At 41.0% G+C, this 13,299-nt stretch carries 11 protein-coding genes; 3 read left to right on the top strand and 8 right to left on the bottom strand.

Annotated features, from left to right (window positions below; genetic code table 11):
* Nucleotides 1-124: 124 nt before the first annotated feature.
* The 5 genes from PHAL_RS23650 to bioH all read right to left on the bottom strand — a co-directional run bounded on the left by PHAL_RS23650 (nt 125) and on the right by bioH (nt 8,103).
* A complete protein-coding gene (locus PHAL_RS23650; protein ID WP_016710144.1) occupies nt 125-1,687 on the bottom strand; it encodes a GlyGly-CTERM sorting domain-containing protein in 1,563 nt (520 codons plus the stop codon).
* 21 nt (nt 1,688-1,708) lie between these two features.
* The gene (locus tag PHAL_RS0119645; RefSeq protein ID WP_016710143.1) at nt 1,709-5,671 is read right to left on the bottom strand and encodes a S8 family serine peptidase; all 3,963 of its coding nucleotides are present in this window, start codon (nt 5,669-5,671) and stop codon (nt 1,709-1,711) included.
* Nucleotides 5,672-6,089: 418 nt separating this feature from the next.
* Nucleotides 6,090-6,950, bottom strand: a complete 861-nt coding sequence (locus PHAL_RS0119640; RefSeq protein WP_016710142.1) for a putative metalloprotease CJM1_0395 family protein — start codon at nt 6,948-6,950, stop codon at nt 6,090-6,092.
* Nucleotides 6,951-6,956: 6 nt separating this feature from the next.
* Complete coding sequence (locus PHAL_RS0119635) at nt 6,957-7,265, bottom strand: hypothetical protein (protein WP_016710141.1); 309 nt, start codon at nt 7,263-7,265, stop codon at nt 6,957-6,959.
* Nucleotides 7,266-7,365: 100 nt separating this feature from the next.
* On the bottom strand, nt 7,366-8,103 hold the full coding sequence (bioH, locus tag PHAL_RS0119630) for a pimeloyl-ACP methyl ester esterase BioH (RefSeq protein WP_016710140.1): 738 nt from the start codon (nt 8,101-8,103) through the stop codon (nt 7,366-7,368).
* Between the two features lie 58 nt (nt 8,104-8,161).
* On the opposite strand from bioH, the gene PHAL_RS0119625 reads away from it, so the two are divergent.
* Nucleotides 8,162-8,869 (top strand): ComF family protein, encoded by a 708-nt coding sequence (locus PHAL_RS0119625; protein ID WP_016710139.1) that lies wholly within the window; start codon nt 8,162-8,164, stop codon nt 8,867-8,869.
* On the opposite strand, the gene PHAL_RS0119620 is transcribed toward PHAL_RS0119625, so the two are convergent.
* Nucleotides 8,866-11,418, bottom strand: a complete 2,553-nt coding sequence (locus PHAL_RS0119620; protein WP_016710138.1) for a M14 metallopeptidase family protein — start codon at nt 11,416-11,418, stop codon at nt 8,866-8,868. The genes PHAL_RS0119625 and PHAL_RS0119620 overlap by 4 nt on opposite strands.
* Nucleotides 11,419-11,562: 144 nt before the next feature.
* Here PHAL_RS0119620 and nfuA point away from each other — a divergent pair, with 144 nt between their 5' ends.
* Together nfuA and PHAL_RS0119610 are read left to right on the top strand one after the other, a co-directional pair.
* Nucleotides 11,563-12,138 carry a Fe-S biogenesis protein NfuA gene (gene nfuA / locus PHAL_RS0119615; protein WP_016710137.1) on the top strand — a complete coding sequence of 192 codons (576 nt, stop codon included), beginning with the start codon at nt 11,563-11,565 and terminating at the stop codon, nt 12,136-12,138.
* A 12-nt stretch (nt 12,139-12,150) separates the two neighbouring features.
* Complete coding sequence (locus tag PHAL_RS0119610; protein WP_016710136.1) at nt 12,151-12,423, top strand: hypothetical protein; 273 nt, start codon at nt 12,151-12,153, stop codon at nt 12,421-12,423.
* A gap of 44 nt (nt 12,424-12,467) precedes the next feature.
* On the opposite strand, the gene PHAL_RS23240 is transcribed toward PHAL_RS0119610, so the two are convergent.
* Nucleotides 12,468-12,848, bottom strand: a complete 381-nt coding sequence (locus PHAL_RS23240) for a glutaredoxin family protein (protein WP_016710135.1) — start codon at nt 12,846-12,848, stop codon at nt 12,468-12,470.
* A 1-nt stretch (nt 12,849) separates the two neighbouring features.
* The gene (locus PHAL_RS0119600; protein ID WP_138973977.1) at nt 12,850-13,299 is read right to left on the bottom strand and encodes a hypothetical protein; all 450 of its coding nucleotides are present in this window, start codon (nt 13,297-13,299) and stop codon (nt 12,850-12,852) included.

The raw sequence follows: 13,299 nt of genomic DNA, 5'->3' as shown, positions 1-13,299 counted from the left end.
TAAAAATCGCAGCAAAAGTAACAGCTTCTTTTTGTTTCTACAACAGAAAAAGCCGCGAATTCACACTCGCGGCTTTTTATCTGATATATGATCAGCTTTCACTGACCGAGCTATTCAATAATCATTATTTACGACGACGCACATTAAGCAGTGGTAGTAGTAACAACATCAAATAACCAAACGAACCACTGTCTTCTTCATCCTCGACTTCAGGATAAATACAGCTACCATCATCGCTATTAGCGTCAGGATCAAAGTTAGTCGCTTCTGGATACGTACAACCCAACTCAATACCATCAGAAATAACCGATAAGGTGAACTCTGTAGTCAACGATTTTGCACCGCTGGTTAATGTCACCATTACTGGAATATTACCGAAGAAATGAGCGGTAGGCTCAATACTAAATGACATACCATCGACAACTACTGCTGCATTTTGCGCCGTAACAGACAGAGTAAACTCTTCGTCAGTCTCACGCGATAATGCAACGTTAATGTCTTCTAGCTTGCCATTTTCGATCACTGTCATATCTGCAAGTTCCACAATCGCAAGATCGCTTGGCGTTACTGTAACCATAAACTCAGTGGTTAACACGTTCTCAGTACCAGTAAGCGTCACAACAACGGGTATTTCACCATAGAAACCAGCATCTGGTTTAAGGCTAAACTCCATACCATTTATTGTCGTTGTTGCATTATCGGCCGCTACAGAAAGAGTAAACTCTTCATCGGTTTCACGCGATAGTGCAACTGTGATTGCTTCAAGTACGCCATCTTCCATAACTGTTTTGTCAGCAATCTCAACAATTGTTGCAGGCGCATCGATACCATCTGAAACAACCGTTAGCATAAACTCAGTGCTTACTTTATCAGTTGGGTCAGCTTTATCTTGCACGGTTACAGTGACATACGTTTCACCAAAGAAATGTGGATCAGGGATCAGGTTAAATGACATGCCATTTACTTCTGCTGAAATACCTTCACCTGTGATTACAAGCTCATTAGGTGATTGATCAGCATCCAGTACCATCACTTCAATACCGTCAATACGACCATTTTCAGCCACTGTCATATCGTCAAGTGCTGATACTTTCAGGTTGCTTTGTACTGAAACTGAGTGTGTAATTGTTTCAGTGACACCATTGGCTAATTGATAATCTAGCGTAATATCTTGTAATGTACCTTTCGCTTCAGGCTGTACTGCAACTTTAAAGCTAAGGCTAACTTCACTTTGTTCAGGACCGACATAGTCAAAACACACCACAAGATCATCATGAAGTAATTTATCAAGGTCGTTATAGCCTAGCATTTCAAATAAATTGCCATTTTTAAAACCGGCATTTTTAGAGTACTTACCTTCACCACCTTCAACAAAAATTGCTCCTTCGGCAACACCTGCACCCAAGTTATCGTATGCAAAAATCATTTCATGCATACCTGGATGGTCATCAATGCCACTACGCAAAATTACTTCATAGTCAAATGTTTCAGAAGTATTACTATCTGTAACATTGTCGAACTCAAGGAACACAAGGTCACCTAAATCAGGACGTTCACTTGCATATTGAGAAGCAAGCGTTAAACCTTTTGGATCTGTTGGATGACGTAAATATTCAACTTCAAACGAACCACGCCAGAACGGTGCTAAGGCTTCTAATAAGAACCCAGGGCCACGATGTTGATCCATTATCCAAGAGTAAGGCGTTAATTATAAGACACCAACTGCATGCATACGGATTTCATTCATATTAGCTTGGTTGTACAAGTTGAACTTAGCATTATCAAGCCAGAATAACCAATCAGTTGGGACATCAAAGTAATCCTTTGAGCTACCCAAATACCAATCAGCATTAGGCTGCATACCAAACTCTCCATGTAAGTCTATATAACCACCTGTAGAATACTCATCAATCAGTGGAGTGTGACACATTGAATCCGTTACATTCGTTGTAACTTTATATTCTCGCTCCACATTACGAGTATTTAACTGCTCCCCTTTAATCGTAAGTTTATTACCATCAACCGAGATTAATTCAGCAACTTCTGGATTGTTACTTTTTAATGTATCACTCGCAAGGCGCAGACCTTCAGGTATATTAACAGTTAAGTCGTAAGCCCTTGGGTGTGATTCTGCATTTGCTTTGAGCTTAACATTTACATCAATAACATCCATGCTACGCGCTTTATCAGCGCTAACATCTAATGTGATCGCATCTTCATCACGGTGTAAATCTAAAGATGTAAACCCTAAGGTTCCTTCAGCTCCTGGCATATCTCCAAGGTCAAAACCACCGTAGTAAATATCACCTTGCTGTGCATCAGCAATATCCCAATTAATGTCTAAGCTATAATTACCATTACCGTCATGAGATGCAGGACCTGACACTGATAAATTGCCAGTATCTGAATCATCCATTACTAACGCATAATGCATTGTGGCTTTGTAGTTTTCACCACGTAAGCCGCCTAGATTAGTCGTTACAACCCAGTATTTACCTGGTACAGGATCAATAATGTTACAATAATTAGCTTCTGAATTACTTGATGAGTAACAAACCATCTCATCATAGAGCGCATTTTTTATTGCACCTGGGTTAGAATCAATTTCCTCTTGTGAAGGGATAAAGCCACCACTATTATTGCGATCAGCACCTATCATTAAGTGCGCATAGCTGCGTTGAAAACGTGGGTCTTGAATATCACCTAATGAAGTCAATTGCTCTGTATCAGTAACCTTTGCAACCAGTCGCTTTGTGCCTTCTGGTACATCAATAAATTGAATATTCCAACCTGTTTCAATGCGATCTAAAGTTACAAAAGGTGCAACCGCTTCGATTTCAAATGAAGATTCTGTTGGCTGTACTAAACCATAATAACGTGGGGTAAATTGACTGTAACTATCAGTATTTACAATTATTGTCTCACTGGCTTTATTTCTCGCCATATGAATTTCTGCTGATAATGGCAGCTCATCTAAGTTATTACTTGCCACAATTGGTAAATGTGCATCTGGTGCAGCGCCATTTATTTCCTTTAACACTACCTTACCATTAAAGGAAGCACCTAAATTTTGAACTATATCCCACGGCTCACCAGCATCAACGGGATCAAGCTTATGTTCAACTACATTAGGCAATGTCATCGTCACCAAAATATCTTGTGACTCGCCCGCTTTAAGATCAAATTGGCTTGGTGTAACAGTTGCAAATACGCCGGCTTCTTCGCGACGACCATCGGCAGTCCATGCTAAGGCTTCTGCATTCCAGCTACCATCTTGGGTTGCTGTCACAGTACGCATCCAACTACACGTTAACTCACAATCCATTTCTACCATTGAAGGTAAGTTCAACCAGTTTGCTATACCGCCATTATTAGGATTAGCAGCTTCATAATCCTCAAGCGGCACATCCATGATCAAGCCTGATTTAGCCGCGTCAGCTACATTAATCGCACCGGCACCCGCCATAAAGTTATAGTAAGGGTCAATCAAACCTGAGTTAGTCATAATCTTTACATTATGTGCAGTCATCATCAGTGCTGATTGCACTTCTGCAGGCGTCCAATCTGGATGAAGTTGCATTAACAATGTCATAGCACCTGTAACATGTGGCGCAGCCATTGAGGTACCACTCATAAATGTCCAATCAGACGCCCGTGGATTTGCTGTAAATGGTTGTTCATCCGCATTTGCAGCGTAAATATCAACACCGGGAGCGGTTAAATCAGGTACTAAGGTATTATTCGTTCTGCTAGGCCCCATTGAGCTAAAGATTGCCAGTTCATTCCCAGCCTCAGGATCAAATGTATATGTATTTACAGCATCAGAAATTGTTGCAATTGCTTCCCCTGTCAGATTAGCCTTTACCCAATTTCTTAATTGTGAACGAACGTTCGCAGCCAAGTGAATACCAGGTATTACATAATTATCAGTCGCAATATCATTCGCTGAATAACTAATATTCTGTAAAATGAAGCCACCAGCACCACCGGCGGCAACATTTTTCGCTTTTTCAACACGTGGTGCATCACCTCGTTCACAAATAACAATTTGATCCGCTGTAAATGTTCCAGCTGGAAATGGTACGTTACATGATGCGGCTGTATAGCTATCTGTCTCATCAGGATCTGCGTAGCTTTCCGCAAGTACTACGGGACCGGTTAAGCCACCTGAAAAACTTTTACCTTCCATGACAGCAGTGCTAGGCGCTTTCTCGCCTTGAAAACCACTTAATGACTTGTCACCAAATGATGAAACACGGTCATGTGTTGATGCACCGACAGTCGTTACCCAAGGTGAAGCATGATCAGCTGTATAGTATGAAGGACCTGAGTTACCAGCAGCGGCAGCAACTGAAATTCCAGCTTTACGTGCATTTAAAAAAGCCAATTCCATAGGATCTTCCCATGGGAATCCCTCAGCACCACCAATTGAGAAGTTAATCGCATCTACGCCATCAGCAATGGCATCCTCAAAAGCAGAAAGAATCGCGGATTCAGGGCAACCAGAATAGGGATCACCCGCATTACCCGCCCAACAGACTTGATAAGCGATAATATGAGCACGCGGAGCCACACCGCTTGTTTGCTCAAAAGAAAATGGCATATTTTCACCATCGCTTACTTTATCACCTGTTGCAGCTTGCAGGGGTGTATCCACTAAAGTGTTACCTGCAGCGGTACTAGCGGTATGTGAGCCATGACCATTATAATCTTCACCATTTTCTGGACGGCGATCATTTCGATCAAAAATATAGTCACTGTTTGCAGCTGTAATTTCAGGGTATGAACGTACGCCTATCAACTTATCGTTACATAGAGTTTCATCCACTTCGCAATCACCGACAAAGTTACCTGCACCAAACGGATTCATCTTGGCGTACTCTGCGTCGCTAGCAAAGGCTGGATGGTCAGTATTGATACCGGTATCTATAATACCCACAACCATGCCTTCACCCTTTGCTGCAACGCCGCCGATATCATTATTGCCTTGCCAAATTTGCTCAGCACCAATGAATTCAGGTCCGCGATCTGTGCGCAGTTCAAAAATGCGGTTAGGGGTAATACGTTTCACACCACTTTGCTGCGCAAGTAACATTGCGTCTTGCTGTGTCATTTCAACAACTGCGGCATTATTTGCCAATGTAAATTGTTTCTTAACTTCTATACTTGCACCCTGACCTCGAGCGTTACTTAAGATAGAGGTTTGGCGTTGTTTCAAATAATTTTGATAAGAGCGAACATCTTTTGAAGCAAGATTTACTCGTTCTTTCACCATAACTGAACGTGTTTGTTTAACGGCGGTCGCAGCATAACCTTGTAATTCACCGTTATAACTTGTAACGGGTGCGTCATCTAATTGCACAATATAAGTCTGCAATCCTGTAACACCGTCTTGTGGCTGAAAAACATTTTCTGGCTGCTGGCTTTGATATTGTTGGTTTAATCGACCAACACTGCCTCGTAATAGACCTGTGTTTGGGTTTGCTTCTTTTTGCGCTTTATAATTTGCGATATCTTCAGCTGTAAATGTAGGTTCATATAAACTTGTATTCGGCACTTTCTTAAAACCTGGCTCTGCTGCCGCATAACCAGTGGCTCCCACATAAATTGCAGTCAAAATTGCGAGAGAGCTTTTCTTTAAGTGCATTTTCTTATTATTGCACGGTTGCATATTCATCCTATTAAATTCGTTTGTTAGGCAGATATCCTGCTTTGAATTATTCCTGTTAATGCTAAATACATTTAGCAAGGATCAGATATACAGAGGGTTGTTTTAACGGTCAATTTTACAAAGCACCGAAAAACACACAAAATTAACAAACCAACAACAACAAAGTCACACCAGGCGCAGTTTTCGTGCAAATAGATAACAAATGTATCTTTTTGTATCTATATAACCTAGTTATTTAAAAAAGTAATTTAGTATTAAAAAGAGTTATATAAAGAAGGATTCGCAGATTAAGTTTGCTCGCAAACCCTTTTAAAATAACTAAAACTTAATGTTGCGGATACTATTGAGAAACACTGGAGGTTACTGGTTTATTTTAATTTCACTTTTTAAGATTCAAAGGCAGGTATTACAAGAAAGTTTATATAGTCGCAGAAAAGCCTGATTGTCCATAAGGTGAGATCGCCGCTTGATAAAACTGTGCAATGCGTACCGCACGCTGATCAACCTCACTATCACGTTTAGTGATTTCTGATGTCGTAGACTCTACGGGCTCATCTATTTCCAATGCGTCTTCGGTCTTGAGTGACGCAGCTTGAGTATTATTTTCCCCTTCTGTATTTGTTAACTCAGCCTGCGCTGCAGCAAGCTTTTGCGTTGCATCAGCAGCAATTGCGCGATCAGCGCCAGAAGGTTCTGCTGGTGCGAGTGCCGCGGCACGAACCGTTTGCATTTTTTCTATCGTGGCTTGTGGATCACCTTCAATTTCAGCAACGTCTATTTGTACTTCACCACCAACAGCGTAATTAGTACCATCGGGGCCACGCTGATATTCATAGCTAGGAGAGCCGGCGTATTGACCCCCAACAGAGGCATGCGCTTGTTCATGAATCCGCACTTCTGTATCACGCGCTTTAAGCTCTTTTATTTGCTCAGCATCTTGCTGTTCTTGTTGTGCCGTTTGCTCTTGTTGTTGCGCTTCTTTTTTAGCGTCTTGCTGCTCTTCACTTTGCTCAGGATCTTGCTGTGCATCACTTTGCTGACGCTCTTGAATTACCTTTTCGTCAGCAAGTTTCCCTTTAGCATCATATGTGGCGCTTTCGTTAGTGCCAGGCTGCTTTGCTTTTTCATTATCGCCAAGGGCTTTATTTTCAGCATTACTTGGTTTTGTAGCGGCTGGAGGCGGAATAACTTCACGCAGCTGATTGTCACGCCTAGCCGTTTCTGTATAAACATTTGCGGTGTTTATATTAATACTTGGAAATGGCGTGACAATATTCATGGTTAGTTAAACTCGCACATCAATTAAAGTGCCCAACACTTCATCGGCGGTTTGAATTGATTGCGTATTGGCTTTGGCATTAAACTCTTCAACTTTTAAGTTTACCAAAGCCTCGTCTATACGGGCAGGCTGCGATACAGGCGCAGTTACGGCCTCTTCTGGGCGAGCGGCTTGTAGTTGACGCTGCTGAGCCAGCTGAGCATCATCTTGTTGTTCAATGCTGGCGCGATTTATTTCTGCGCTGGCTTTTTCAATACCCTGACTGGCACGATTAAAGCCTTCAACACCGTTATTAAATACAGATCCGATTGGCATGCTACACCTCCACCAATTGTAGATTGATTAATTATCGCTCATAAAACAGCCAAAATAAAGCTTTCCTACGGAGTTTTTCGAGCCTTTCTAGAGTTAATTTTTAAAGCATTGATTTGATGGCGGATAAAAATTCTCTTTTATGAGAGATAAAAGGTGCGTGGGATGCTTTATCTATCACTTCGTACTCAAAGTCACTGTTTAATGCCTGCATTTTAGCTACAGCGCGGTATGGAACCAACGCATCTAAGCGACCAAACACAGCGCGAATTGGCACCGGGCAATTGGCAAAAGCCTCACGTAAATCATCACGCTGCAAAATATCTAAACCACCACTTAAGGCACTTCCTTGCGGGGCTGGGTATTCATTTAACAGCTTTTTCAGTTGTTTTATATCATCACGAGCACTGTCACTGCCCATAGCTTGGATCGCCAAAAACCGTTCTATGGTTTTTTCACGATGCATGACTAACTGCTCTTTAAAAGCAGCTAATACATTAGTTTTGATGCCAGGCCAATCATCACTCTCTGCAAAAAATGGGGTTGACGCAATTAAGAGTACTTTGGCTACTTTTTCAGGCCAATGTTTCGCAATATACATTGCAAATAAGCCCCCCAGTGACCAACCCATTAGCGTCGAATTGGCCTGCAACTGCTCACTTAACTGCTTTGCGGCATCATGTAAATTGTAAGGGAGCGGACATTGGTGGTTATTCCCATACCCAGGTAAATCTAAACACCGTACAGTCCCGCTGTGTAAAAACTCTAACTCAGGTAAAATCACTTGCCACACACCTTGGTTCATTCCCCAACCATGTAATAGCACTAACTCATTTTGCATTTTAGCAAACCCTCATCCAAACTTAGGGCCCATAATAGCGTTTAAAGGAATGAATGCAATGACTGCTTGTAAGCAATATATTCGACAGTTAGGTGATTGGTTTTTCCCTTCCTTTTGCGTGCAATGCCAGCACGTTGTTAACAGTAATTCTAGCCTATGTGAGCAATGCTTAGCAGACTTGCCACTACTCGATTTACGTAAACATCCGAATTTATTGTATCGCCCTGATATAGTCGAGCTGTTCCCAGATTGCCAGTTCGATCATCTATTTGCTTGTGCTTGGTATCGTTCTCCATTTGATAGCTGGCTTACACAACTAAAATTCAGTAATCAAATCCATTATAAAAAAGCATTATCGTTAATTATTAGCCTACAACTAGCCATTAGTAAGCAGCATTGTGAGGTGTGGCCTGAGCTTTTTATTATTTTACCTTTGCATCAGCAACGCTTTTTAAAGCGAGGTTTTAACCAAGTTGCACAATGTTGGCTGCCATGTTTAGTTGATGAAAACATTGATAGCCATAGTTTACAGCGCACGAAAAAAACACAAGCACAGTCATCTCTCAGTAAGACCAAGCGGATTAAAAACTTACAGGGGGCATTTATGTGTAATACCGATATGACAGGAAAAACCGTTGCTATTATTGATGATGTGATGACGACAGGAGCCACACTTAATGCCGCTACTGTCGCACTTAAAAATGCTGGAGCTAAGCAAGTTTGGGCTTTTGTAACCTGCTTAACACCATTAGGATCTAGTACTTAATCAGCATTCGCTCTAAATGTATGACCAAAGAACAATGCATTGCTCAATAATCGGCTAGTACCATACCAATACCCTCTAAATACGGGATTATCTGTCATACCTATTACATTGCCGCGCCCATAAGAGTGAGCGACCAAACCTGCTGCACCAGCAACTTGCTCCACATTTACGTCATCGGTGAAACCAGCAAGTAACGGATTCTGTGTGTACTGCAATACATTTACAAACGGTGCAGATGACATTTCCAATAACCAGGTACTATTTTTAAATACTGGTAAAGTGTCACGCTGTAATGAAAAAGTGAGTGGGTGAGTTAAATCAACTTTTGTATTAAAGATTGCCCCAGCGATACGCTGGCGCCCTGCTAGGTGATCTTTATCGCCATAATGCAAGCCATCCGTTTTGAAGGCGCTGGCAACATCCCGGCGTGATAAATAAGAGGTTTTTAAAAGTTGTTGATCGACTAAGAACTTCGCTCCGCCTTTATGTCCCCAGATAACGCCACCTTTACGCACCCAAGTTTTAAGTGCCACTTTGTCAGCATCTGACAACTGATTATAGTTACCATGCGCCAAAACAATATGACTGTAGTCACTAAGCTCTAAATTACCCAAGCGCTCCATTTCAACTATGGTAGGCGCTACACCTACAAAGCGGTCTAAGTAATACCATACTTCACCGACTTCATATTGGCTCGTTCCTTGTCCGCCGACCAATAACACTTTAGGTGCTTTAACTACCGCAAGTGTTCGTGATCCTAAATCGGCTCCTTGTGAGGTCAAGCCTGAAGTAATTGGCGTAATAGCAATACCAAACTCAGTTTGAGCACTGTTTAATAACGACACCCATTGTGGATTTGTTTGGATCCCTGCAGGAACAATAATACTGCCCGCAGCAAACTCTTCTGTGCTTGTAAGCGACTTAGCCGATAATGGACTTAATGCAACACGTGCTTGTACACCTTGCTGCAATAACTTATTAAGCATTTTTGGTGCTAAGTAATTATCCCACTTAAAGCCAAACGCATACTGCGCATTCAAGACTGGAAATTGCGGTTGTTGTGGTTGCTGCCATGCATCATTGCTAACATCCAAGCCCCAACCACTTTTTATCGCCGCAAACTCTAAGTTAAAAGCATGAGCCAAGGTCCAACCTGAAACGTCATAAAATGTATTATCAACAAAGCGTTTTTGTTCACTAAAAATGGCTTTTACTAAACGAAATTGTGGCTGTGCAAGTGGGACAAAATAGCTTGATGCTGAAAAACTCTTACCATCTGCTTTTACTGCTTTATTAAGAGGGTATGCCTGAATTTGATGCTGTTTTAGTAAGTCTAAAAACAACGCCATGCGCGCAGTATCAGCACCACCTTGAACTACGTACCCTTTATAATCTTCATCATTGGCAAGCTCGATAGCATGATTATAAAAACTGGCTTGATAATCAAGTAATGCCTGACGGTTATCTATCGCGGCCTGAAATGTAGATAGACTGGTAAGCAGCTGATTCTTAATTGTGAAAGGGAAAGTTAAAGTACCGTTTTGTGTTTCCTGTACATGACCCCGCGAGCTAGCTTGTTCAAATAAAATGCCCACACCGCCGTTTACATCTGGATAGGTAGAGCCTTTGCCATAGTAAAAGTCATCAAAGCTTTCTTCAGTAAAATATAACGCATTATGTTCATCTAATGTTTTTGCATGGTAGTTACCGATCGCTTTAGTGAGGCTCACATTTTCATCCGGCGTAATTGGGTGTTTGCGCGATGGGATGCCTGGCTGAAAGAAAAAAGTGCTGTTTGGCCCCATTTCATGAAAATCAGTTAAAATATTAGGCTTCCAATGATGAAATTTGGCAATTCGTGCCCGTGATTCAGGGTGTTGTAATAACAACCAGTCACGATTTAAATCAAACCAATAGTGGTTAGTACGGCTACTAGGCCAACTTTCAATATGCTCTCTAGTTTGTGGATCAGACGATAAGTTCATGCCTCGGTTACTATTCGCCCAATTCGCAAAGCGTGCTAAACCATCGGGGTTTAATGAAGGATCGAGTAAAATAACCGTATTATTTAATAATGTATCAATTTCTTTACCTTGTGCAGCAGCTAAATAATACGCCACCAACAAGGCTGAATTACTACCTGATGATTCATTACCATGGACGCTATACCCCATCCATACTACCGCAGGTTGATCGGTCTCTTTGGCTTTTTCTGAGTCAACTAAACGCGCTAAATGCGCCTGACGTAGTTGCTCTACATTTGCTAACTTATTAGCAGCAGTGATAGTAAGCATCACCAATGGACGCTGTTCATGAGTACGGCCAATCACTTCAAAGTTAATTCGGTCACTCTTGTCTGCCAATATCTCCATATAACGTACAAGTTGATCATGACGTACGTGCCACTGCCCGACTTCATAACCTAAAACCTGCTCAGGAGTCGGAATTGTTGGATCAAATTTCACATCATTATTAAAATAATAGGAAAGCGGTTGCGCTAAACAAGAAAAGCTCAGCAATAGTGTAAAGATTGTTATTATCAAACGCATAGAAAACACTCAGTTAATGATCAATGTTTGCACGCTACCATTGCTTAAAATAGATGCCAAATTTTTACGCTCAACACTGGCGACAACGCGATGAGCGGAGTATGATACTCAGTATCTAGTCAAGAATAGTCTGAATTCCGTTTTATGATATCTATTTCCGAAACCGCACAATCGCATTTTGCAAAATTATTAGCTGACCAAGCTGAGCAAACAAATATTCGTGTATTTGTTGTAAACCCTGGCACATCACAAGCGGAATGTGGTGTATCTTACTGCCCTGAAGATGCTGTAGAAGACACTGACATTCGCCTTCCTTTTAATGGCTTTGATGCAGTGGTTGATGCAGAAAGCGCACCATTTTTAGAAGAAGCTGAAATTGACTTCGTTACCGATAAAATGGGCACGCAGTTAACACTTAAAGCCCCAAATGCCAAAGCCCGTAAAATAGGTGATGACGCAAGCCTGAACGAGCGTATTCAACACATGCTCGAAACTGAAGTGAATCCTCAGCTTGCTAATCATGGTGGTCAAGTAAGTCTTGTTGAAGTAACGGCTGAAGGTATTGCTGTTCTACAATTTGGCGGTGGCTGTAATGGTTGTTCAATGATCGACGTTACGCTAAAAGAAGGCATTGAAAAAGAGATGGTAGCAAAGTTTGATGAAATCACAGGTGTTGCTGATATCACAGACCACAAAGCTGGTGACCATTCTTACTATTAATCGCCCATCATAATGTTAAAGCAGCTGATATATCGCTTAGGCTCTGAACCTAAGCTCAGCTTAAAGCGCTTTTTACGCGGCCTAGCACTGTTTGTGCTGGCCGTGTTATTTATTGCCCTCGGCTATTATAGCCACTACAGCTTACAAATCATCGGCTTAGTAATTTTAACCATCGCACTGTTCTTCGCAGCCTGGGGTTACCTTGGTATTTTTGCTAATCGATTCTCGCAGGTTCTAGATAGGCAAAACTCACGCCCAGAAGAAGATCCTGATCTTTGGAAGTAACTAGAGTACTTTTCATCAGCTAAAAGTAAGTAATGTGTTTTCAATCATTTTACTTTTATACTTGTTGCTAGTGTATCAAGCTTATTTACATCAAACCCCACGATAGTGACATCATTAAATGTGATCACCGGAATTGAATCGATATTATTTTCCTTTAATAATTTACTACCTGTAGGGCTAAGTTCAATATCTATATTTGTGTAGTTAATATTTCTTCTATTAAAATATTCTTTTGTCGCTTGACAAGCTTTGCACCACTGAGCCGAATAAAGTGTAATTTCATTTTTTGGGTTCTTATGCCAATTATTTTGTAAGGATTCAATAGTATCTATAGGGGCAGCCCCCTGTTCTTTAATAAAGAAATGGGTCAATGTAATAGCTATCAAAGTTACCGTTAAATAAAATAATAAATCTCTTATTTTCATACTAATCCTTTATTGTATACACTTCGTTTATGATGGTAATTCGATGAATTGATAGCTTATCTTTTGGAAACTTAGCATCTAATAAAGCTATTTTTTCTTCTTGCTGGCGACATGGTTCACATGGACCAATACCTTCATCAATTGAGGTGTAAAACAAGGTGTAATCATGTGCACTAAAATCAATCTTTTTATTTAAAAGAGTGAACAGATCACTTTTTGATTGCTCGCTGTTTGGTAGTACTTCTCTTTTTCTAAAGATTGATAAGATATTTTGCAGGTAACGGTCTGAATAATGTATAAGCTGGCCTTGGTTGTTAAATAAAAAGAGCTGAGGCGCGGTGTTATCTATGGGGCTTGCAACGATTTCCCGATGCGTGAACTCGTAATTTTCAGCTAAGCAATTACTGGTAAAAACTAAACTAGCTAACATTATCAAACTTCTATATTTCAT

It is taken from the genome of Pseudoalteromonas haloplanktis ATCC 14393 (assembly GCF_000238355.1).
Taxonomy (GTDB): Bacteria; Pseudomonadota; Gammaproteobacteria; order Enterobacterales; family Alteromonadaceae; genus Pseudoalteromonas; species Pseudoalteromonas haloplanktis.
The sequence above is the reverse complement of the archived record's forward strand: the minus strand, read 5'-3'. Positions and strand labels throughout refer to the sequence as shown.